This is a genomic window from Streptomyces sp. NPDC093510, from assembly GCF_040683555.1.
Taxonomy (GTDB): Bacteria; Actinomycetota; Actinomycetes; order Streptomycetales; family Streptomycetaceae; genus Streptomyces.
Map to the genome: position 1 here is coordinate 19,835 of NZ_JBFBEE010000032.1, position 21,776 is coordinate 41,610.

Here is a 21,776-nt window from a genome sequence, read left to right on the forward strand (position 1 = left end):
GGTGCTACTCCTGGAAAGTAGGCGCGGGGATCTCCGCGAGGGGCGGGTAGTCGAGCCAGGGGTCACGGAGAGCTTGGAGGCGGCGGCCTGCGTGATGCGGGTGGGAGACGCGGAAGTACGCCATCACCCTGGGGACCGGCATGAAGTTCTGGGCCACCGTGTGGGGAACGAGGTGGTGCATCAACAGGACGTCCCCGGGGCGGCCGAGAAACGGGGTGCCTCGCTCGCGGTCGATCTCTGGCGGAACCTGCTCTGTCATTCCGAGGGACCACTCCTCGGCGAACCAGCGGGCCATGGCGAGGTGCCCGCCGGGCAGGTAGTGCAGCGCTCCGCACCGCGGGTCGCTGACGTCGGAGAGGATCACGCCGACCAGCAGGGAGAACGTACGCAGCTCGCGCGGGTCCAGGTGAGGGCAGGAGACCCCGTCGACATGCATGGCCTTTACCGGTTGCATGCCTGGGAACTCGCTTTCGGGCACGCGTATCTGGATCTGCGCGGTCGTGACCGGTGCGGCGGCGCCGAGCAGGTCGCCGACGAGTTCGGCCGCGCCTGTCTCCATGTACAAGGCGAGCAGTTCTGCGCTGTCCCCCAGTTCCGGGGCGAAGGTGCGCCGGGAGTACGCGGGTATGTCGTCCGCAGTCATTTCCTTGCGGTACGACACATCGATCAGGGAGACGGCTCGCTTCACCTGGCCTGGGGCGGCCAAGCCGCGTCGTATGAGGACGCCGTCCCGTTTGAAGGTCGCCCTCTCCTCAGCTGTGAGACGCATGGGACCCCCGTACGCCGGTCGGTTCGTGGGATGTGGGTGGGACGAGCCGGTCCAGCACGTCCACACACGCCTCCAGGGCGGCGGTGACGAGGGCCTGGCCGTGATCGGCGGTGGCCTGCCGCGGGTCGCCACCGATGACTCCGTGCGCGGAGATCGCGGGGTCGTCCGACGACCAGGGCCATGTGGTGCCCCGGCCGAATACGAGGCGCTGGATCTCCTCCCGTCGGGCGGGATCGTGAATGGGCTCACTCGGGAGGAGGTCCATCCGTACGTCGTCGGGTGCGAGGGCGAGCATCAGGGAGGTCTCCCGGACGCCGGCGTGTACCTCGGGGAACTCGCCGTCGTCCTGGAGCCGGCCGGCGGCGAGAGAGCCGGGATTGACCACGCAGGTTGCCGCATCGTGCGTGCGCTGGAGTTGGTGTACGAGGGCCTCAAGGACGCCCTTATTGCCTCCGTGGCCGTTGACGATGAGGACCGTACGCGCGGGGGTGGCCCTGATGTACTCCCCCACCAGCGTCTCGATCAGGGCGGTGTAGAGCGAGACGTTCAGGGTGATGGTGCCGGGTGACCAGGCGTGCTCCGGAGAGAGCCCATAGGGGACAGGGGGCACGACCCAAAGGTTGTGACGGTCCGCGACATGCGTGGCCAGTCGTGAGGAGAAGCGCTCGGCGATGACGCTGTCCATGTTCAGCGGCAGGTGCGGGCCGTGCTGCTCAAGAGACCCGACCGGCAGGCAGAGGATCGACCGCTCACTCAGCTCGGACGTGAGGTGCGAGGCCGTCAGCCTGCCGTAGGACCGCGCCTCGCCAGCAAGTGTCATTTCTTGCTCCGCCGTCCGAGGCGGATGAGGAATTCGTTCTCCTCGGGGAAGGTGTCGTTGTCGCTGAAGTCGGCCAGCCGGTGCTTCAGCGCGCCTTCGAACTCCTTCAGCCGGTCACCGAAGAGGTGAGGAGCGGCGAAGGACGTGGAGTAGAGGTAACCGAGGATGCTCTCCGCGGCCCAGGTGCGCTGGACGGGTACGCGGACTTCCTCGACCTCGTTGAAGGGCGACTCCTCCATGATCTCGCTGTAGGGGCGGTTGTGGTGCTGGAAAGTGCCGGATCCCGCCCGCCGCTGCTCTCCGAGGAAGCTCTTCACCACATCCCGGACGGCTTCCTTCCAGGGGCTCCCAGCGGCCCAGAAGCTGTTGTCCCCGAAGATGGCGACCACGCCGTCTGGAGCGACCTGCTCGTCCAGGAGAGTCAGGACGGCGGCTTGGTCGAGCCAGTGGAATGCGCGGCAGATGGTGACGAGTTCGGCCTGCCAGCCAGCGGGCGGCTTGAAGTCCTCGGCCGTGCTCTGGACGAGGGACAGGCTGAAGCCGTCGGGGAGCTTCGGCCGCAGTGCCGACTCGGCCGCGGCAAGCATGTCGGCGTCGTTGTCGACGGCGATGATGTCGCCGAAGCGGTCGAGGAGGGCCTCGGCCACAAGCCCGGTTCCCGTACCGACGTCCAGGAGCCGGCGGTGGCCATCGGGGCGTGCCGGGGCAGCGCGGTCGAGCACCGATGCCACATCGTCGGGGATGCCGGGGCGGAATTGGCGGTAGTACGTGGTGGTTCCGGCGAAGAGGCTCATGTGACGCTCCCTGCTGCGAGGTGTTCGATGTGCGTGGCGGCTGCCGTCAGGTCGGCGACGACGCGTACGCCGTGGTCAACGACCAAGTCTTCATCGGGGACTTGGCGCCCGCGGGATATCCAGACGGCTCTGATGCCTGATTCGACGGCCCCCACGATGTCGCAAGCCCAGTCGTCGCCGACGTGGATCACGCGATCGGGGACGGCACCGAGTTGGTCGATGACGGTGTGGAAGGCGCGGGAGTCCGGTTTGGTGTGTCCGATGCGGCAGGAGGGGAAGTAGTCGCTCACCCAGGGGGAGAGCAGGCCGCGCAGTCCCTCGGTGTCGGCGTCGACGCACGTGACGTTGGACAGCGTGACCACGGTCGCGACGCCACTGATCCGGCGCAGAGCCTCCGTCGTGCCAGGGAAGAGACGGAACGGGGCCGGGGAAAGGTCACGGGGGAATGACTCTGGTGGTACCCCCAATGCCTCGCAGACCCCGGCTGCCACGGCGTCGGTGATCTCCGGTTGAGTGTGGAGGCTGGCCCGCATGACCGCCCGGGCCTGAGCCGCGGGCAGCGGGGAGGCTTCCGTCAGCCGCATCGTCAGGCCCGGGCCGTCGGCGGTGCCGAGGGTTCCGCCGACGTCGACCATGACCAGGAGTGAGGGATCGGTGGTCATTGGGGCCTCCCGGTGATCGCCGGCAGGGCGGAGACGATGGCCTCAACGCGCGCCTGTCTGATGGCGGTGGTCGTGGACTCGGACAGGTAAGTCAGGACGTAGCGCAGCTCAGCCTCGTCCAGCGCCTCCAGGGCACGCCCTTCCTTCGCGGCTGCCTGCTCAAGGTCCGGCAGCACGGTGCGTGGTCGTAACCCATGCGGAAGGTGGAGCGTTCCGTCCCACTCCGTTCCCACGGCAGGTACGGCGGAGTGCTCCGCCGGGCGTAACACGGTGACGTCGTCCAGGGTGAGGATGCGTACGAAGATCCGCTTTCCCCCCGTCTCCAGGCTCCCCTTGAGGAAGGTGTCGTGGCCGTCGAGCCGCTCGGAGAGCACCAGGAACGGCCCATCAGGTCCCTGGACGACCGTGCCGTGGACAGCGACGTTCATCGATGTGCTGGGCATGCCGTGCTCCTCGGGGCCGTGCCGAGACCTGGGGTGGCCGGCAGACGAATACGTCCGTGCTCTACATGAAGTGGGGTGCCGTAGAGGAGTTGCCGTCTCGGCTCCCACTGGAGCCGGTACTCCACGGCCGGTACGGCGTCGTGATGGGCGGCCGCGAGGTGGAGACCGGGGACGAACGAGCGCCCGTGCGGGTAGACGGGGACGGCCTGGGCGCGGGCCACGTCGAGAATTTGAAGTGCACGGGTAAGACCGCCGCAACCGACGACGTCAAGGGTCAGAGCGCTGGGGCTGACGTACTGGATCAGCCCGGCCGGGTCCTCGTCGACGTGCGCGCGCTCCCCAACGGCCAGCGGCAAGTGCGTGGCCGCGAGGAGCGCATAGGTGTCCAGGTCGTGACGCGGCAGCGGGTCCTCCAGCCAGCGGAGGCTGCCGCCATCCACACTCTGGGCGAAGGCCATGGCCACGGCTGGAGTCCAGGTACCCACCGCGTCGACGGCAAACGGGGCACCGATGGCCTGGGCACTCCGCTCCACAGCTCTCGCCATGCGCACGGCAGCGAGATCGGGTGCGTCGGCCGACGCTCGACGCAGTCCCCACTTGGTGAAGGACCAGCCGCCCGACGCGACCCCGCCAAGTACGCCCAGGTCCTCGACGGCGGCCAGGTCCTGGGAAAGCCAGGAGGCGTAGGCCGATACGTCTGACCGTTGCGCATCGGTGCCCAGGAGGGCGGCGACGGGGCAGGAGGCGAGCCGGCCATGCAGATCCCAGACGGCACAGTCGATCACACCGACCGCCCACGACGCGCCCTCCGACGGGACTCGACGCGACGCCGTACGCAGCCGCTCCAGGAGCCGGACGTGATCCAGGGCATCGGCGCCAGGCACGACGGATGCCAACACATCCCTCACATAGCTGCCGATCCGCTGACTGACCGGACCGTAGGAGCCGACAGCACCCGCGCCGTGGATCACGATGAAGATCGCGTCGTCGCCCGGGGCCGTGTTCTCCCGCACTTCGGCGATCTCCAGGCGCTCGATGGTCGCCGGGTTCATCGGACCACCTCGCGGGAGTCCAGCAGAAGGCCGGCGGATCGCTCCACGCCCGACCGATCCATGCGGAGGGCGTGGGCGAGGGAGCGCTGGGGCATGGGGCCAGGCGGCTCCTGCCAGCCGATGACGTCAACGGGGCGACGGAGCCGTCCGGCCAGCAGCCCCCAGACAGCTGCGGGGTGGCCAAGGGTGAGGACGAGCACGGGAGCGTGGGCGCCTAGGTAGTGGTCGGCCTCCCCGTCGTCGAGGCCGCGAGGCCACCGTGACGAGTCGCCGAGGACGGTCAGGTCGAGAAGGTTCACCACCCGAACGCGGCACCCATGCCGATCGCGGATGGCGTCCACGGCCTCTGTGGCGACGGTGGCCGGGATGTCTCCAGCCGTCACGATCGTGAGATCGGGCTCACCGTCGTCGCTGAGGTGCGGCCAGATCGCCAAGCCATGCTCACGCTCCTCGTCGAGCGTGGCGACGGGGTGCCCGGTGCAGGCGTGTTTTCCGGCGATCACGAGGTTGACGCCATCGACGGAGTCGAAGACCTCGTCCAGGACGACCGCGGTGCGTACCGGGTCCGCCGGTGTCAGCACGCGCACCCGAGGATCGGCCAGGGCGAGGAGTGCACTGGCCAGAGACGGATCACCGTGGGTGTAGACGTTGTGCCACCCATAAGACGTGAGCAGAAGGTTGAGGCTGGGCAGGCCCATCGCGCCGGCCAAGCGCCGCTGCTTGATGTGACTCACCAAGCCGCTGGTGAGCAGCGGTGCGAACGCCTCGTACGAGACCATCACCCCTCGGCGCCCACTGGCGGTCCAACCGGCGAGCCACTCCAGCAACACCTCCTCCGCGAGGAGTTCGTGTGCCCAGGGCTCGCCGACCAGGCCCGGGAGCCGGTTGGACGACAGCTCGTCCGGGCTGAGGACGCGGAAATCTCCACGTGCGGCGTGCCGCTTCATGGCCTCGGTGACCGCTTCACCGAACGTGTCCACCTGTCGGAGGATCGAGATCCGCCCTGCTGCTCCCGGGCGCTCGGCTGGAGCGAAGGAGCACCAGCGAGCCATGGCCACCGCCTCGGCTAGTTCCCCGCGGGGGCGTCCGTCCGGGTCGAAGAGATCTGCGGGCCGGTAGGAGGCGAGCCAGTGGGTCAGCTCGGTGAGCTGCTCCTGATCGGTGTGCGGGCTGACCAGCGGTGTCTTGTGCAGGGCGGGGGTGCCCAGCAGGGGGCGGCCTCCGAGCGATGTGGGGCCGCCCCATCCCTTCAAACAGCGCAGGATCAGTACCGTGCGCCGCCCCATGAGCGTCTCCTCCAGTGTCTTCCGTAACGCCGCCTGGAAGGCGCTGTGCTCCTGCGGAGTGCCCGTCACTACATGGACCACCGGGCCCGTCCAGCCCAGGCCGCCGAAGTACGCGCGAAGCTCGTCGTCGTTCATCGCGCCGAACAGCGACTGCTCTCCCATGCGGAATCCGTTGACGTGCACGATGGGCAGTACCGAGGCGCTGGGAAGGGCTCTCTGCCCCAGCCAGCTAGCTGCGGTCGTGGGGGTCTCACATTCGCCGTCCCCGATGATGGGCACGACGACCCTGTCCGGTGCGTCGAGGGCGACTCCCTGCGCGAACGGAAGACAGCCGCCGAGCCGCCCACCGAGGAAGCCGCCAGCGGGAAGAGAGGGCGAGACCTCGGACCCGAGGCCCTCCACGTCCGGGAACGCCTGCGCCAGCCGCCGCAGGCCGTCCGTATCCGAGCCGAACCGCGACCGCACCTCCCCGAGGGCCCCCGTCACCCAGGACGCGGCGAGCTGGACGACACCAGCGTGCCCCGCGCCGAGGAGCGGCACCACATCCACTCGCCGGTCCAGGTGCCCGGCAGCGAGCGCCACGTGGGACAGCGCCCACGCAGTGCCAGGCACAGTGCCCCAGTGGCCGGAGGGGCGCTCCTTCACATGCTCGGCAACCAGCGGCTCCGCAAGCAGAACGTTGTCCCGCAAGTGCAGCTGACAGACCGAGGCGTAGACGGTCGCCCGCCACAGAGCATCGGCCAGAACGGCGGTCTCGGTCACCGCGCACCGACCAGGGGCTCTTCAGCGAAGGTGAAGTACCACAGGGGCCGGTAGCACTCCCATGCGGCGGGCCGCAGTCCAGTGGGACCCATGATGTCCTCGATCACCACGCGGGCCTGCAAGTAGTGCTCCAGGTCCTGGGCCCCGGGGGTTCGCAGGCCGGCCATGACTGAGTTGTGGGCCTGGTAGACCTGGAAGTTGGGGAACTCGGAGACGTATGGAGCCAGCGCACCGACGCCCGCATGTAGGGCCTCAAGCCCGTCCAACCCCACGATGTAGGTGAACGAGGTGCCGTGACCGGCTTCCAACGCGCGCCGGAGCACTCCCGGCATCTGCGATGCGACGAGTACAGCCTTGCTGGCCTTCAGCAGCAGATCCCGGCGAGTGAAGCACTCAGCGGTGAGCCGCAGAACGAAGGGTGTCACGTCGCGGGCGAGTTGATCAAAGGCGTACCTGGATCCCAGCACTGAGGTCAGGAAACCGATTCGCGCTTTGACACCATGCTCGTCGAGCACGGCCCGCAGAGCGCGAAGGTGATGCACCGCCGCCGCCTCACGTTCGAAGCAACCCGTTGAGACGGTCACCTCACGCAGTTCCATCAGGTCTCGGCGCGGGTGCTGCTCCCGCAGAGCGGAGAGGAGCTCCCGCAGGTCCCGCTCCTCCGAGAGCCGAGGGTCAGCGGCGGCTTCAAGGGTGTTCGGGCAGAAGGCGCACCCCACACAACGGCTTCGCGCGTTCGGGTTGAGGGTGAGAGCCGCGCCGCCATCGCGGAAGTACCCGCCGACCGCCTCGTCCGCATCGATGCGCTCGACGGTTCCGACTGGCGCGCCACCCAGCGTGAGGTCATCTCCCCTGAGCCGGAACGGGGAGTCCGTGACGTTCAAGGGGACTATGAGCTGCCAGGGCACCGATGGCGCGCTCAACAGTCGGACCTGGACGCGGGCCCGGTGGCGCGGCAGATCAGAGTCGATTCCGTGCAGATTGACCGCGATGAGCAGTGCGTCCTCGACGGGCACGCGGTACTTGGCTGCGAGCCGCTCCACCGCTCTGAGCGTGGAGGTCGTGCTGGTCTGTCCGCGGAGTAATGCCGTCATGCGCGTGCTCCGTCCAGTCAGCCGGAGGGGGTGATGCGCCGGCGGCCCGTAAGGGTTCAGCTGCCGACGACACGCAGAGACTGTCGTGGAACACGAGGACGCCGAACGCCGTCCTGGGACCTCTCGGGGACGTCCTGGGACGTTTTCAGTCGCTGCCCTCAGCCAGCGAGCGCAGATGACTCACCAGAGCGGCGAGACCCCGCAGATCAGAGAGAACCACCGCTGCCCCGGCGGCCCGCAGCTCGTCGATGCTGTGGATGCCAGACGCCACGGCGACGACATGAGCCTCGGAGTCGAGGGCAGCCTGGACGTCGCGAGGGGTGTCACCGATCAGCACGACGGGCGTGTCGTGCGGAAGGCCATGGGTCTGCTGAATGTGCTCTCGGGCCACCTTGACGAGGGCGGCACGGTCCTCCGAGTGTTCTCCGTACGCACCGCATTCCATGTCCAGGAGCACGTCGAGCCCAAAGGCCCGCAGCTTCACACGGGCGTTGGCCGCGATGTTCCCTGTGAGCACCGAGGAGATCATGTCCGGTTCGGCGGCCACTGCCGCGAGTGCCTCCCGCACACCGGGAAGAGCAGAGCCGCGCGCCGAGAGCTCCGCTTCGCGACTCGCGCCCGCGGCCTCCAGGGCGAGCGCGATCCGCTCCCAGGCCGGTGGTTCCAACCCGTGATCCCGGAACATGTCGGCGAGGATCAAGCGGTCCGTCCGCCCTTCCGTACGGGCAGGACGGTCAGGCGCACGGCCGGCGACCGTCGCGAAAGCCGCCGCGTAGATTTCCTTGCTGACGCCCGAGTTTTCGATGAGCGTGTGGTCGATGTCCCAAAGCACGATGAGTGGCACACCACCAGCGTAGGCAGACGCGCAGCTACCGTCTTTCCCCGGTGATGTCGGAAGATGCTCTTGCCGCAGGCGGTGCGGTCCGGTTGGCTTACCTGAGTGAATGAGCGACTTCGTTCCGCACTCGTGCAACGCAGCCTTACCGTGGATGAGGTGGCCGAAGCCTGCTCCGTCGACCCCAAGACGGCCAGCCGCTGGGTCAGCGGCCGGGTCCCCCACCGTCGTCACCGCTGGGCCGTCGCCAACCTGTTACGGGTGGACGAGACATACCTGTGGCCAGAGGCAGGCGAGAAGACGTCGCGCTTCGGTGCCGCGCAGTCCGAGATCGCGGACACGTACCCAAACCGCGCGAGCGTCCCCCGCGACGTCTGGATCTCCCTGCTGCTAGGGGCCATGAAGCAGATCGACGTCCTGGTCTTCTCCGGCACCTTCTTCGCACAGAGCAACCCTCACATCGCTCGCATGCTCCAGGAACGCGCCCAGGCCGGCGTGCGTGTGCGGCTGTGCTTCGGCGATCCAGCGGGAGAAGCAGTACGCGTCCGCGGCCACGAGGAAGGTATCGGCGACACCCTGGCCGCCAAGGTCAGGGCTTCGCTCACCTACTACCGCACTCTCGTCGGCCACCCGGGATGCGAGGTACGACTGCACGACACGACGCTGTACAACTCCCTCTTCCGCTACGACGACCACCTTCTGGTCAACACCCACATCTGGGGCCAGCCGGCCAGCGCGAACCCGCTCTTCCAGCTCCGCCGCACCGCCAACGCAGAATGGTTTGACCGGTACGACGAGAGCTTCGAAGCGGTCTGGAAGACAGCGCGCCCCTGGGCGCCCGACAGGCAGGAGCACCACCGCAGTGGGCAGGACTGAGTACTACTACGACCCCAAGGCCCCCAAGGCCAACACCCTGATCCCCGCCAGCAACCTGCTCGTCGTGAACGACGACGGGGAAATCCTCCTGCAGCGACGCCGTGACACCGGCCAGTGGGCCCTGCCCGGAGGCGCCCAGGACATCGGCGAGAGCCCCGCGCAGTGCGCGGTACGCGAATGCGAGGAGGAGACCGGCATCGTCGCGGAGGTCACCGGATTCCTCGGCGTCTACTCGAACCCGTCGCACATCGTCGCGTACAGCGACGGAGAGACCCGCCAGCAGTTCGAGGTCGCGTACATAGGACGCCCCACCGGTGGCACCCCCACGGTCAACGACGAGGCGGACGGAGTGCGTTGGGTACACCCAGATGACCTCGGCGCCCTCGACATCCACCCGAGCATGCACGAACAGATCGGCCACTACCTGGCCGGCACCTACCCCTACCTCGGATAGCGGTTCAGAGCACGAGGCCCGCTTCATCCGCCAAGGCCCGCACCCGCCCGACACTGGCGTGGATCTCAGGCGCGGCCCGGCGGATGAACCGCCCGACGATGCTGCCCGCGCCGTAGCGGCCCAGGATCTCGCCCACCCGCTCCTCGGACGTCGTACGTCCGCCGTCCGGCGTCGTGGTCATGTCGCAGTACACCAACGCGTCCACCAGCAGGGGCTCGTCGAGCAACGGGAACTCGTCGGCTAGATCTTCCCTCAGCCCGCGCTCCTCAGCCTCTAGGAGCGCGAAGGAGTGGTTCGCCACCAGACGTACGACTCGATCGCCGACCGCGTCGAGCGCCCGTAGATGGCGTGCACCATCGAGTGGGTGGAAGCCGGTGTCGACAAGGGACGGCGCGTACCCGATGTCATGCAACACGGCCGCCGCCTCCAGGACCCCGGCTCCTTCGTCCAGCAGGGGCGCGAGCTCCCTGGCGCAGGCAGCCACACCCTGCGTGTGTGCCCACCTTCTCGGCAGGCTCTCACGCAGCAGCGCTCCCGCCAGCTCGTACGTGTACCCGACTGTCGTCACGCGGGGAGGATACGGCTGAAGCAGCGCGCGGCGATACAGCAAGTTGACACGGCTCCGGCGTCGGCAGGTAGAAGGGCGTGGGGGCTCAGTGGCCGAGGTGGCGCAGGCCCTCTTCGAGGGTGGGGTGATAGCGGTCGACCGGGCCGGAGTTGCGGTTGTACCAGGCCGCGTCCAGGCTCGATTCCTTGGTCTCGTGGCCGGCCCGGCAGCGCAGCCATACCGAGTCGTCGCGCATACAGAAGACGATCCAGTCCCGGTACGCGCCACACTGCGGGCATGTACGGACCTCCTCGTCGATGACGAGCGGCTGGCCCCAGCGCATCATGAACCCGTCGACGTCCTGACGAGAGGGTGCTCGCAGCTCGACTGGGGGGTAGTCCGATACGACCGCCTCGGAGTCCAGTCCGTCTGGCGCAGGCGCCTCGGCCTGGACGGTCTCGAACGGCGACGGCTCCTGAGCAAGCTGCTGCAGCAGCGCGAACCCCTCACGCTGGGCCTCCCGGAACTCGCGGTCGGCGCGAGCACGGCGTCGGAAGAACATGCAGACTCCATTTCTCTCATCAGGCGGGCGTCGAGAACGGACACCCCGGGGAAAGCCAGCCACGAGCAGCACAACGGCGGCCCCTCGTGGTGTGTCAGCTGCGGTGGACGACAGTGAGCTGGCCCTCTGCGCTCTTGGGCAGAGTGCGGCGGGGCACCGGGACCAATGAGGCAAGCGAGGAGGCGAACGCCGCGACCAGGTCGTGGGGGACGCTGGCGCTGAAGCTGGCGCACCACAGATACGGGGCGCCGAGCACGGGTTCCGCCCACGCCTGCCAACCCACCAGGTCAGGGTGTGGATCGGCGTCCTGAACGAGAGACGGCAGCAACTCCAGGGAGAAGCTGGCGGAGAAAGTGGGGTCCATGGCGGTGGTGCGAGGCCGGTCCGCGTCACGGAGCCAGCCCCGGGCACCGAGCGCGGTCAGGACCCTCTCGGGTTCCTCGAAGCCGGCGTCGGGTGCCTCACGGGCGTCGATCGCGACGAGGAGATCGGCGAGCGCCTCGTACGGGACACCGGCGGTGAAGTACGCGTTCCACTCGGTCATGGCAGAGGCGGCATGCTGGCGGGCGCTGAGCTGCCAGGCGACAGGCAGACCGCCCAGCTCGAACGAGTAGGCCGCGAGGATCCACTCGGCACCGCGCAGCTCGTCCGGGCTCGTATACAGCACGGTGTTGCGGGAAGTCGGCCACATGCGCCAGCCGAGGCCGGCCAGGACATCACCCATCCGCTCGGCTAGATCGCCGTCGTCACCGGCCAGGTGGCGCGGGGTGACCCAATACACCGGGTCCTGCGCGTCGGGACAAGAGGGCTCGATGGGATGGTACGGGTACAGGGGCGCCTCCGTGGGTTCGGGGCTGGTTCTCCAGCAGGGCGTTGTACATTCACATGCGTTGCGGCCGCGCACCAGCCCCTTCCGGGATCTTTCCTGTCTGCCCCCGGCGAACTGGCGTCTGCCGTACGGGGGAACACACGCCGAGCACCGCCCTCAATCGCACGGCCTCTGGCCAACCAGTCGCGACAATCGCGCTCATGACATCGATGACGGAGACCTTCCGCCAGGCCCTGCAAAATGCGCTGGCCGGTCGGAACACAGTCAGCATCCGCAGCACCCTGATCGAGGTGTTGGAGCGGGATCCCTCCAAGGGGGAAATCTCGGCAGCCAACAAAGCGGCCCGAAGGATCGCCGAGGACGGAGACGCGGTACTCATCTCGTTGCTTCCTGACCAGGCCGGCACTGACGCCTACGTGCCCACGGCCCGTGGGGCCGTGAGGCGGGCGTCGAACTATCTGACCGTGGACGAGGAGATCATCAAGGACTTGCCCTGCCGCGTCGAGCTCGCCACGAAGAAGTGGGACGCGCTCATCGACGAAGGCATGCGGCTTACCCAGCAAAAGATCGAAAGCGACCCGATGCTGTTGGCGCTCCTGCCGGGCTGGAAGGCCGAACCGCGTGCTGAGAAGCGGGCTCGCGTCACGGCAGAGGCAGCAGCCAGCTGACTCAGCTTTCAACACAGCCAGCGCACAAGGCTGGGAGCGTGGCGGCCCCGACGGTTCTTGGACATGCTCGCCGGGAACGTTGCGACACACGTATATTTCGTTGTTCGATTGCATCTGACGTTGCGACCGAGCAAAATCATTCTGCGCTGGAGTGCCCACCCGGGGCTCTGGCGCTGGCTCAGTAGGGTGGGGGGGGCATGGGCACGGATAGCCGGACTTTTGGATCTTGGCGCTTGCGAGGCGGACGTTACGAGCGAGCGGGCCTGCCCGTTGAAGTCCTGGCGGAGTTCGCTAGGTACGAGCGCTTGGTTGTGGACGTGGCCCGAGGCCTCTATAAGCAGCGCCATGCGGCGCGCCAACGCGTCCCCAGGGGGTTCGCCTCGTCCTTTTCGCTTCGCCTATCCGACATTCAGCGTGGCAGCGTCATTCCCGTTCTAGAGCGGACCGTTGTCGACGCGGATGCCCTCTTTGACGATCGCGATGCGGGCATCTTCGAAGAAGCCAGGGTGGTAATTCAGGATGCACTCCGTTCGATCCAGGAAGGGTTCGGCATTCCTCGAACCTTCCCCCCGCACGCGCTGCGCGAGTTTTCCAGTTTCGGGAGAACTCTACAAGGCGACGAGTTCATCGAGTTCGATAGCGGAACCCCTAATTCCGTAATCTACTCACAGTCCGTTCGCCGCAAGATCCAGGAACAAGCGCGCCTCGAAAGATTCGAAATTGAGACGCTCGTCTTGGGGCAAATCACCGGCGTTAGTGCGGATAGAGGCACCTTTGAATTCCGTTTGACTCGGGGCGATAAGGCAATCCTTGGTCGTTTTTCTTCAGATGACATCGTCGCGGATCTGAGGCAGTATCTTGATCGCTCGACAATGGCGCCTACCGTGGCTATCAGCGCTGTGGCTATTCAGTCCATGGACGAAGAGATCATCGAGATCCAGGATGTTCTTTCTATTGAACCCGTGCTACCCGCCGATTGGTCCGATCGCCTTAGTGAGCTGCACGACCTTGAGGCAGGATGGCTAGACGGAGTCGGGCGACAGGTAAGTCGGAAAGTTCTTCGTGAGGTTGAGTCGCTCCTGCTCGAATTTCTCGATGCGCAGGTGCAGCGCCCTTACATCTACCCGACGGAAGATGGTGGCGTACAGCTTGAGTGGCCCTACTCCGCAGGCGAAGTAACGCTGACCGTCACGGCGGATGAAAAAATCGAAGCTTACGCATTCTCGAAGTCGAATGACCAAGAAGATGATAAGACGTATCACTGGCGGCAGCTGAGCGAGATTACAGAGTTCGTGATCGGGGGGATCGCAAGGTATGCCGACTGATGGCTCGAACCTTCGACCTAGTGAATTCGAGATAACGGATCAGGAAGAGAGGCTTTGGCGCCAAGTTCACCCGATCTGGATTCATGAAGGTCGCGTCACCAGTCAACTCTTCAGCCCCACACCGAAGGACTCAGGTGAGCTATCTGTAACCAGAGCTTCGCTCGTTAGTCCCGAAGACGCCCACCAGTATCACACCGAGACGCTAGAACTGAAGTCGATTGGCGTTTATTGCGTCGCCGTCACAGAGGTTCAAGAGGTAGACCTCAGAGCCGTTGACGATTCCCAAGTTGAGGACGGCGAAGAGCGGCCACCGGCACATGCCTTCGTTGACTTCAAGGCCGTTGCGAGTCCCAAGCAGCGGAAGAAGCGCGCGAGTCTCTTGCGCGACAAGGCTGAGAAGCACGGATGGCAGTACGGGCCGACAGCCTGAGGACAGTTCCTCGGCGACCTGCCGACGGTCCCGAGTCATGCCCGCGCCTTAGCTTCCTGGTGCGGCCGCGGGGTGCCCGCCATCGATCGCGCAGCGTCTCTGTCTGCTCTCGGTCTTCGCTTCTCGACAACACCTTGGTTAACCGCCGCTGGGCGTGGAGGACTGGGCCAGCCGTAGCTTATGGTCTCATTCATCTCCGTCCAGCCCCGTTCATCCGGAGGCACCCCGAACACTTCGCCGCAGGTCAGGACACTTACGGCCCCTGTCGGACGGGCGGACGAACATTTGGAAAGCGTGTTGAGGGCAACCCCTCACGAGTTCGAATCTCGTATCCTCCGCACCCGCCCACCTGGGCAAACGAAGGCCCCGACCGCTCAGCGGTCGGGGCCTTCGTCGTTCCGTGGTTGCAGTTTTGGCCAGCCGCTGGGTCAGCGGCCGGGTCCCCCACCGTCGTCACCGCTGGGCCGTCGCCAACTACGGGTGGACGAGACATACGGTCAAGACCGTCTCGGGGCGCTCGAAGCCGACGTCGGGCGCCTCACGGGCATCGATCGCAACGAGGAGATCGTCGAGCGCCTCGTACGGGACGCCAGCGGTGAAGTACCCGTTCCACTCCGTGATCGCGGAGTCGGCATGCGAACGGGCGGACAGCTGCCAAGCAACCGGCAGCCCGCCCAGCTCGAACGGGTAGGCCGCGAGGACCTACTCGGCGCTACGCAGTTCGTCCCGGCTCACATACAGCAGGGTGTTGCGGGAAGTCGGCCACATGCGCCAGCCAAGGACGGCCAGAGCATCGCCGACCCGCTCGGCGAGAGCGCCGTCGTCACCGGCCAGGTGGCGCGAGGCGACCCAGGACACCGGGTCCTGCGCGTCAGGACAGGAGGGCTCGATGGGATGGTGCGGGTGCAGGGGCGCCTCCGTGGGTTCGGGGGTGGTCCTTCGGCAGGGCGTTGTAGGACAAGCAGGCCTTGCGGACGGCGAGGTCTCCAAGTCAGCCACCATGCCCCGCCCATGAGCGCGTCGTCGGTGGTTCACACCGTGCGGAGGCCAATGGAGTCGCACCCTCCCCGCCGCCCTCGGCCGAGGGTGCCAGTGGCACAGTGAGCGCATGCAGCCGCCTGCCTGGGCGGGGACCGTGGATGCCCCGCTATCCGCGCCCGACGCCTTCGACGTCCCCGTGTTCCTCCGCCGTAGCTCACCGCTGGCCCCCGCGCCGCGGCCCACTCCTGTGATGGTGGCCTTGGCCCAGCAACCATTGCCCCAGGGCGCTGGCATACCTGCGGACGGCGCGTATCTGGTCGGCACGACGTGGCGTGCGCTCCTGGATGCCACGATCACGGTGGGACGGGACATCAGCTCCTGGATCACCGCTACGCCCCGTCTCGCACGCCACGAGATCAAGGCACGCCGGTACCCCCTCTCCGCCTACCTGGTACGGGCCGGGCGCGAGGTCGTACCCAGCGTCGTCTACACCCACGGAACGGAGAGCTCGACCCGTACCGCCTTCGGTTACCACGTGGGCATGACGATGGCCCAGTGGGCCTGTCAGACGATGGGGCTCGGCCCCACCACACACGCTGAGAGCGCGATTCCACAAGGCGCGGCGCCCGGCTGGGACAAGACGCCCAGTCTGCCGGACCTGTTCGGCACGCACCCGGCCACGTCCGAGCTTTGGCTGGTCGAGGCAAAGGGGAGCCGTCGGCTCGGCATGGGGCCCAGGATCAAGGGGGCGCAGCAACTGGATGTCGGCGCTCTCGTCCCCGTTGCACACCAGAAGGTGCTGTGCGGGACCAGCTTGGAGCGGCGCCTGTTCATGATGATCGACGTCGAGGGCGACCCGCCGGCCGGGGACTCCAGCAACACCTCCGACGAGGAAACGCTGCAGCAGGACGACGAGGTCCTCCTGGAGCTCGCTCGATCGCGCATGCTGACGTATCTGGCACTTTCGTCGTTGCCCCGGGGCGGGTTGCGCGTCACGGCGGTTGGCAGGCCCCAGGAGGCAGCAGCAACGCGAAGGGCTCCGATCCGACTGTTGGAGAGTGACGGGCCCACAGCCGAGCTGCGTCGCCACGTCGCACCGGATTCCGGGGACGCAGACATCAGGCAAAAGCACGGCCTGGACATGCTGACGGGACGGATTCCGGGCACGGATCTGATGCTGGGGATGTCCCGACGTCTGTACGGCGCGTGCCGCGAGCTGGCCTACGCAGAGCGTCGCGTCATCGCGCGGGTCCGGGAAGAACGACCCATGTACATGGACGAGCTGCCCCGTGCGGTTCAGCGCCAGGAGAACGCGGTAGCGCGGCGGCCCGAAGGGCAGATGAGCGATCGCGTGCGTGAGGAAAGAGCCGCTGCTGCTCAGGAGTACGCGCGCAGAGTTCGAGCGGAACAGCGAGACGATCAGCTCCGCTCCGTACGTGAAGGTTTCACGATGGGAGACAGCGGCTCCTGGATGCACCTCATCGATCTGGCTCCGCGTCTCGCGCTCCCCAGCGAGGAGGGTTTCCTGGAGGCAGCGACCTCGGACACCTACCTCGCGGTCGAGGAGGAGGCACTCGACCTGGATACCGACGTCGAGTAGCGATGGCCGGCCAGAGCTGATGGGCCGGCCTCCAGCAGTGGTCCGGCGCGGACTGGCCATCGACTCGAACGACTCCCGCAGCGCGAAGCTTGGATGCCCCGATCAGCCGCGTTTCCTTGGTTGCAGTTCTGGTTGCATTCACCGGCGTACAGCACCGTTCAAAAGCCCCGCTCGACTCGGCTGCACCGCAGGTCAGGACGCCCACGTACGCACCAGAACCCCCAGACGAAGACTTGGAAAGCGTGTTGGGGGCAACCCCTCACGAGTTCGAATCTCGTATCCTCCGCGCCCGCCCGCAAGGGCAACCGAAGGGCCCCACCGTTCACGGTGGGGCCCTTCGGCGTTGGGAGGGCGCAGCGTTCGACAACACGAGATCTTCGAGGCAGGCGGCTCCTCCTCCGCAGCGCTCGGCGCCCTCACGCAACGGCGTGTGGCGCGGACGCGACGGCCGCCGCCCAGGCCATGATCGCCGCGAGAACGGACGGCGTCGTCGCAGCCTGCCAGATTCATCAGATCCGGTGGACCGAATGGCACATGGCACCGCGGTTGCTTGGCCGTCAGTATCGGAGTTCAGAGCGATGGTGTGCTTGGCCGGGAGCTGACTCTGGCCCGGGACGAGGCTTCGTCACCGGAGGGCCGCCCGCTTACGGCACCCCTTCACTGTGCGGCGTGCAGTGAACCTCCCGTGATCCTGCGGAGCTCTCAAGGGCCCGGCACTTCCGCACGCCGGCCTACATCGAGGTCCACCTGCTGAGCGCGTTCACTCCCACACTGTCGCGCAACTTGCCCCCTTCGTCCCGCTGCTGTCCAGGGCGGCTTCCCCACAAGGTCATGGGCTTCACCTCTGAACCGTTAATGGCGATGCCCCGTGTCAACGGTGTAGCCCAGCTCACCAGGCAATTGCTGGTTATGACCGCAGCCGCTGGGCTGGCCTTCGGAAGAGGGATACTCACCGATGACCCTTTTCCGAGGTCCGCTGACGAGTGGCGCGTTTCTGACACGCCAGCGTCCTCGGCGCAGTGGGCGGCCTACTCTGCGTGGCACCACAGCTGATTGGATGGGTTACTCGTAGCACACTCCTCCCGTGCGCCGCCGTCGGCAGCATGTGTGTCACCGGCTGCAAGTTCACCTCGGGCCCGCGCGCAGTCGACACCCCATCCGACGTGATCCGAGCCACCGGGCCCTGGTGCTTATGTGCAGCAACCGCACGGTGGCAATAACCCGCATCAGGGTGTTTCAGAGCCCCACTAGCGAACATGCCTTCTACTCCCTCTTGGCCATCAGTGCGCTGGGGCTCGACTATCCATAGGCGCCGGCACCTATGCACTGCAGACGGCCCAGCGGCTGATGGTGACGCCCCCTCGTACTGCTGCGGTTCCAGAACCACGCAATCCCTACGGGAGAGCGACCTGGACGCCGGGAGGAATACGAGCCCAGCTCGGAAGCGAGCTGCTTCGCGGGCACACAGCTCGGTATAGGCACTGGCGTACGTTTAACGAAGGCACACGCGCCCTACACTTCGGCCGCCAGCGCCGTCGTGGTTCCCAGCGGAGCGGATCGGTGCGGTCGAGGGCTCTCTTTGACCACGCGGACTCTGACGGAGACGCTCGCGCTTCGCGGCCAGTTAAACGGTGTAGGCGCCTAGAGCATCGAGAGCCTACAGCCTGCATCTAGATTGATCGGGCAACATTGGCAGAATTGCCATCAATAGAGATGATCGATCGATCACATTCGATAATATTTCGCCATCAAGCGCTGCCCGACGACGCCACTCCCTACCCTTAACGAAGGTGCGAGCCGACCGTCTCGCCTCCGGCCGGCAGGCCGGACCACAACAGCAGGAGGGGGCAGCATCATGGCCGGGCGAAACGAAAGCAATCCGCCTGTATATACCGAGATCATCGAGGTGACGTCCGACAAATGCTCGGGCTGGATGTCTAAAAGGACATGCAATCGGGTTCCACTGAAGCGCTCCAACATCGAGAAGTTCAAGCACATTCTACGCAGCGGAGATTTCCGCACTACCCACCAAGGGTTCGCCCTTGACTGGCACGGCTGCCTCATTGACGGGCAGCATCGCGCTGCCGCGATCATCGAGACTGGCACAGCTGTAACCGCCCAGGTCACATACAACCTCAGCCCCGATACGTTTGCCGCCATCGACGGTGGCCGCGTCCGCACCGCGGGCGACTTCGTAGCGCAGATCACCGAGATGAAGCAGGCCAACTCCAACGTGTACGGGGCTGCGCTGAAGATCCTCGCCAATCGCGCTACAGGGGCCCCTTGGACGCGATGGACCAGCGGGCGTCTCACCGCAGAGCAACTACCGGACCTCGTATCGAAGTGGGCTGTCTCCGAAGACAACATCATCCGCTTGGTGAGTAAAGGGAAGCAGTGTCATGCCAGCGCAACAGGCCTGATCGTCGCACACGAGATCATCACAGAAGTGTGGCCCAAGCAGATCGCAAACCTATTTTTCGACTACATCGGTGACGCTAGCCGTGAATTCGTCGGACGAGACCCCCGAGCCATTTATACAAATACCATGCTTAGCGTTAACCGCGGGATGGTAAGCAGGGACAGCGTTCAGCAGTCAGCACAAGCTATCAAAGCCTTCAATGCGCTCGTCTCGGGTGAGTCCATCGGCACCCTGAAGAAGATGAAGCTGGGCGGCACTAAGGTCATTACGGATCGAAGGACAGGTGACGAGGTCCAACAGGACTACCTGGCAGATCGTTACCCAGAGGTCATTTCCCGCGGGGTCAGCCTCGATAACAAGTGGCTTGGAGAAGGCGGCACTGGCCTCGTAGCGTAGGAGGCTCGGACCATCCCGCGCCGTCCGGTGACTCGCACCGGGAGACACAAGGCGCAGTAGTTTCGGTTCAGATGAAGGCCCCGACCGGTTCGCCCGGTCGGGGCCTTCGTCGTTGTGGCGTACTCAGTACGTCACCTACCGCCCGTCTGCCAGAGCGTCATCGCCAGGGCCGTGCAGGAGGTGATCGCTGCCAGGGAGGGCAGGGGCCAGCGGCTGCGTTCCAGGGCGTCGAGGCGGTCCTCGTGTTCCGAGAGGGTCTTGTCGGTCTGGTCGGCGCGTTGCAGCAGGAGCGCCAGGTCGCCCCTGGTGGTGGCGAAACCGACGTCTACGGAGCGGCGTAGCCGCTCCAGCTCCAGGGGGATGCTCCCCGTCTCAGTTCCCGCCATCGTCCACCCCCTTCCTCCGCAGCCACGGGGGCAGCAGCGCCTCCACCGCCGGCACGGCCATCAGGCGGCTCAGCGCCGTGGCGAAGGCTACGAGGCCCGCGAGCACCGGGACGTCCGCGACGCCCGGGTCCGCGGCGAGCAGCGGCAGTGCGGTGATGAGGGCGACGAGTGCTTGTACGGCGGTGCGCAGCCCTCTGCGCGTCGCGTCGTTCGGGTTGTTCATGGTCGTACTCCCAGGACTCGGTGCTCGGAACTCAGGGACGCGGCACCCGCAACCGGTCCCAGCTCGCGCGGCCCGGGATGCCGTCGGCCGCCGTGCCCCGGTAGCCGAGCTTGTGCTGCCAGGTCGCGTACGAGGCGCGGTCGGCCTCGGTCCAGACCGGTCCGGGGCCGACCTCGTACCGTCCGCAGCCCTCCTTGACCAGGCGGCGTCCGACCGACGTGAACAGTTCCTCCCGCCGCCCGATGGCGAAGAACGCGGCCCCGGGGAACGGTTCGTACGCGGGGCTCTCGTCGCCCGGCGCCTCGGAGCCGAGACGTTTCGCCACCCGGCCGCGCATCACCGGCATCGAGAACGTCGGGTCGATCTTCCTGCGGGTCCACTCCTTGTGCCCGATGACGCTCGCCGCCGACCAGCCGTGCGCCCGGCACAGCGCCGCCGAGAGGCGTTCCACCGTGTCGAGCTGGACGGCGGGGAAGGGGTCGCGGCCGTTGCCGAGGTTCTCGATCTCGAAGCCGTAGAAACGGGCGTTGCCGTCGACGGCGTCCGGCCCCGGGCGGGAGGGCAGCGTCTTCGACCTGCGCACCGCGTCGAGCACCGCGGTCGAACCGTTGCCCGCGTGGTTGGTGCGGCCGTGGCCGACCAGGTGGAGCGTGCCGTCCTTGGTGATCAGGCCGAGGCAGAGCGGGCCCGGCAGGTCGGGCATGCCGCGACGGCAGAGGGCCAGGCTGTCGCGGCCGGCGGTGTGGTGCAGCATGACGCCGTGCACCGGGCCCCAGGCGCCCTTGTGGTTGCGGTTGTGCGTCCTCCAGTTGCCGTGTTCTCTCATGCGGACGCCCTCGCCGCGCAGGGCGCGGACGAGGGCGTCGGAGGTCAGAGGCGTGGCCATGAGGGCCTCCCCGGGTATGTGGTGCTCAGTTCATGGGCGTGATGGTGAGGAAGCGGTTGGAGAAGCCGGTGGAGGCGGTCGTCGTGCGGAAGGCGCCGGTCACGGTGTGGACGGCGCCCGCGGTGAGGCCGGTGACCGGGAACTGGCTGCTCGCCGAGACCTGGTTCGTGCCGCCGACGATGGCCGCACGGGTGTCGGCGGCCGCGGAGACGACACGGGTGCCCTGCTTCACGGACGCCGAGAAGTAACTCAGCCCCGCCGCGCTGTTGTTGATCCTGGCGCCGACCGTGATGAGCGCGATGCCGGACGGCGGGGCGAGGAACGAGACGGCCAGGGGCTCGGTGGCGCCGGTGAGGGTCTCGACGTACGAGGTCGAACTCGTCGTTCCGGTCAGCGTGCTGGACCAGTGGGTCGGTCCCGGGACGAGCGGGGCCCACTGCTTGGCGGCGGTGAAGTGGTAGTACCGGCCCGGGTTGTTGAGCCAGGCGACCATGCCCGGGATCGGGTCGGTCACCTTCGCGTCGCGGGCGGCGGCGTCGGCGAACCGCAGCACGGTGCGGCCGTCGACGGCCTCGGCGAGGGACTGCAGGTGGACGGGGATGTCGGCGTTGTCGGCGGGCTGCGGGTAGGGCAGGCTGCCGAGCGGGGTGAGAGCGACCATGGTCTTCTGATTCCTC

The 21,776-nt window shown here is 66.9% G+C and carries 24 protein-coding genes; 6 read left to right on the top strand and 18 right to left on the bottom strand.

Going from position 1 to position 21,776, the window contains the following annotated elements; all coding sequences use genetic code 11:
* Positions 1-4 precede the first annotated feature (4 nt).
* The 9 genes from AB0N81_RS35960 to AB0N81_RS36000 all read right to left on the bottom strand — a co-directional run bounded on the left by AB0N81_RS35960 (position 5) and on the right by AB0N81_RS36000 (position 8,526).
* Positions 5-769: a phytanoyl-CoA dioxygenase family protein gene (locus AB0N81_RS35960; RefSeq protein WP_365366022.1), complete on the bottom strand. Its 765-nt coding sequence runs from the start codon at positions 767-769 to the stop codon at positions 5-7.
* Positions 753-1,589: a creatininase family protein gene (locus AB0N81_RS35965; protein ID WP_365366023.1), complete on the bottom strand. Its 837-nt coding sequence runs from the start codon at positions 1,587-1,589 to the stop codon at positions 753-755. The genes AB0N81_RS35960 and AB0N81_RS35965 overlap by 17 nt, the downstream gene beginning before the upstream one ends.
* Positions 1,586-2,383: a methyltransferase domain-containing protein gene (locus AB0N81_RS35970; protein ID WP_365366025.1), complete on the bottom strand. Its 798-nt coding sequence runs from the start codon at positions 2,381-2,383 to the stop codon at positions 1,586-1,588. The genes AB0N81_RS35965 and AB0N81_RS35970 overlap by 4 nt, the downstream gene beginning before the upstream one ends.
* A complete protein-coding gene (locus tag AB0N81_RS35975) occupies positions 2,380-3,045 on the bottom strand; it encodes an HAD family hydrolase (RefSeq protein ID WP_365366027.1) in 666 nt (221 codons plus the stop codon). Before AB0N81_RS35975 ends, AB0N81_RS35970 begins: the two co-directional genes overlap by 4 nt.
* The gene (locus AB0N81_RS35980) at positions 3,042-3,488 is read right to left on the bottom strand and encodes a hypothetical protein (RefSeq protein WP_365366029.1); all 447 of its coding nucleotides are present in this window, start codon (positions 3,486-3,488) and stop codon (positions 3,042-3,044) included. Before AB0N81_RS35980 ends, AB0N81_RS35975 begins: the two co-directional genes overlap by 4 nt.
* Positions 3,470-4,540 (bottom strand): enolase C-terminal domain-like protein, encoded by a 1,071-nt coding sequence (locus AB0N81_RS35985; protein ID WP_365366031.1) that lies wholly within the window; start codon positions 4,538-4,540, stop codon positions 3,470-3,472. The genes AB0N81_RS35980 and AB0N81_RS35985 overlap by 19 nt, the downstream gene beginning before the upstream one ends.
* Positions 4,537-6,588: a hypothetical protein gene (locus AB0N81_RS35990; RefSeq protein WP_365366033.1), complete on the bottom strand. Its 2,052-nt coding sequence runs from the start codon at positions 6,586-6,588 to the stop codon at positions 4,537-4,539. The genes AB0N81_RS35985 and AB0N81_RS35990 overlap by 4 nt, the downstream gene beginning before the upstream one ends.
* Positions 6,585-7,631, bottom strand: coding sequence for a hypothetical protein (locus AB0N81_RS35995; RefSeq protein ID WP_365366035.1), 1,047 nt, complete (start codon positions 7,629-7,631; stop codon positions 6,585-6,587). Before AB0N81_RS35995 ends, AB0N81_RS35990 begins: the two co-directional genes overlap by 4 nt.
* 196 nt (positions 7,632-7,827) lie before the next feature.
* Positions 7,828-8,526, bottom strand: a complete 699-nt coding sequence (locus AB0N81_RS36000) for a haloacid dehalogenase-like hydrolase (protein ID WP_365366037.1) — start codon at positions 8,524-8,526, stop codon at positions 7,828-7,830.
* A gap of 96 nt (positions 8,527-8,622) precedes the next feature.
* Between AB0N81_RS36000 and AB0N81_RS36005 the strand changes: the two genes are divergently transcribed.
* Positions 8,623-9,393, top strand: a complete 771-nt coding sequence (locus tag AB0N81_RS36005; protein WP_365366039.1) for an XRE family transcriptional regulator — start codon at positions 8,623-8,625, stop codon at positions 9,391-9,393.
* The gene (locus AB0N81_RS36010; protein WP_365366041.1) at positions 9,380-9,847 is read left to right on the top strand and encodes an NUDIX domain-containing protein; all 468 of its coding nucleotides are present in this window, start codon (positions 9,380-9,382) and stop codon (positions 9,845-9,847) included. The genes AB0N81_RS36005 and AB0N81_RS36010 overlap by 14 nt, the downstream gene beginning before the upstream one ends.
* Positions 9,848-9,851: 4 nt before the next feature.
* Here AB0N81_RS36010 and AB0N81_RS36015 read toward each other — a convergent pair whose 3' ends face one another.
* The 3 genes from AB0N81_RS36015 to AB0N81_RS36025 form a co-directional block, all read right to left on the bottom strand.
* Positions 9,852-10,415 carry an HD domain-containing protein gene (locus AB0N81_RS36015; protein ID WP_365366043.1) on the bottom strand — a complete coding sequence of 188 codons (564 nt, stop codon included), beginning with the start codon at positions 10,413-10,415 and terminating at the stop codon, positions 9,852-9,854.
* An 85-nt stretch (positions 10,416-10,500) separates the two neighbouring features.
* The gene (locus AB0N81_RS36020) at positions 10,501-10,956 is read right to left on the bottom strand and encodes a hypothetical protein (RefSeq protein WP_365366045.1); all 456 of its coding nucleotides are present in this window, start codon (positions 10,954-10,956) and stop codon (positions 10,501-10,503) included.
* Positions 10,957-11,050: 94 nt separating this feature from the next.
* Positions 11,051-11,737, bottom strand: coding sequence for a DUF317 domain-containing protein (locus AB0N81_RS36025; RefSeq protein ID WP_365366047.1), 687 nt, complete (start codon positions 11,735-11,737; stop codon positions 11,051-11,053).
* Between the two features lie 248 nt (positions 11,738-11,985).
* Here AB0N81_RS36025 and AB0N81_RS36030 point away from each other — a divergent pair, with 248 nt between their 5' ends.
* Entirely contained in the window at positions 11,986-12,453 is a 468-nt protein-coding gene (locus AB0N81_RS36030; RefSeq protein WP_365366049.1) for a hypothetical protein, read from the top strand.
* 197 nt (positions 12,454-12,650) lie between these two features.
* Positions 12,651-13,778 carry a hypothetical protein gene (locus AB0N81_RS36035; RefSeq protein ID WP_365366051.1) on the top strand — a complete coding sequence of 376 codons (1,128 nt, stop codon included), beginning with the start codon at positions 12,651-12,653 and terminating at the stop codon, positions 13,776-13,778.
* Between the two features lie 904 nt (positions 13,779-14,682).
* Here the strand turns inward: AB0N81_RS36035 and AB0N81_RS36040 are convergent.
* Positions 14,683-14,886, bottom strand: coding sequence for a DUF317 domain-containing protein (locus tag AB0N81_RS36040; protein WP_365366178.1), 204 nt, complete (start codon positions 14,884-14,886; stop codon positions 14,683-14,685).
* Between the two features lie 24 nt (positions 14,887-14,910).
* Positions 14,911-15,066, bottom strand: coding sequence for a hypothetical protein (locus tag AB0N81_RS36045; RefSeq protein WP_365366053.1), 156 nt, complete (start codon positions 15,064-15,066; stop codon positions 14,911-14,913).
* A gap of 250 nt (positions 15,067-15,316) precedes the next feature.
* Between AB0N81_RS36045 and AB0N81_RS36050 the strand changes: the two genes are divergently transcribed.
* Both AB0N81_RS36050 and AB0N81_RS36055 read left to right on the top strand, forming a co-directional pair.
* A complete protein-coding gene (locus tag AB0N81_RS36050; RefSeq protein WP_365366055.1) occupies positions 15,317-16,789 on the top strand; it encodes a hypothetical protein in 1,473 nt (490 codons plus the stop codon).
* A 1,855-nt stretch (positions 16,790-18,644) separates the two neighbouring features.
* Complete coding sequence (locus AB0N81_RS36055) at positions 18,645-19,604, top strand: hypothetical protein (RefSeq protein WP_365366057.1); 960 nt, start codon at positions 18,645-18,647, stop codon at positions 19,602-19,604.
* Between the two features lie 131 nt (positions 19,605-19,735).
* Here the strand turns inward: AB0N81_RS36055 and AB0N81_RS36060 are convergent, their stop codons facing one another.
* The 4 genes from AB0N81_RS36060 to AB0N81_RS36075 are packed head-to-tail and all read right to left on the bottom strand — an operon-like array spanning position 19,736 to position 21,760.
* Positions 19,736-19,990 carry a hypothetical protein gene (locus AB0N81_RS36060; protein WP_365366059.1) on the bottom strand — a complete coding sequence of 85 codons (255 nt, stop codon included), beginning with the start codon at positions 19,988-19,990 and terminating at the stop codon, positions 19,736-19,738.
* Positions 19,977-20,213, bottom strand: coding sequence for a hypothetical protein (locus tag AB0N81_RS36065; protein ID WP_365366061.1), 237 nt, complete (start codon positions 20,211-20,213; stop codon positions 19,977-19,979). The genes AB0N81_RS36060 and AB0N81_RS36065 overlap by 14 nt, the downstream gene beginning before the upstream one ends.
* 31 nt (positions 20,214-20,244) lie before the next feature.
* Positions 20,245-21,099 (bottom strand): peptidoglycan-binding protein, encoded by an 855-nt coding sequence (locus AB0N81_RS36070; protein ID WP_365366063.1) that lies wholly within the window; start codon positions 21,097-21,099, stop codon positions 20,245-20,247.
* A gap of 25 nt (positions 21,100-21,124) precedes the next feature.
* The gene (locus tag AB0N81_RS36075; RefSeq protein ID WP_365366065.1) at positions 21,125-21,760 is read right to left on the bottom strand and encodes a hypothetical protein; all 636 of its coding nucleotides are present in this window, start codon (positions 21,758-21,760) and stop codon (positions 21,125-21,127) included.
* Between the last annotated feature and the right edge of the window lie 16 nt (positions 21,761-21,776).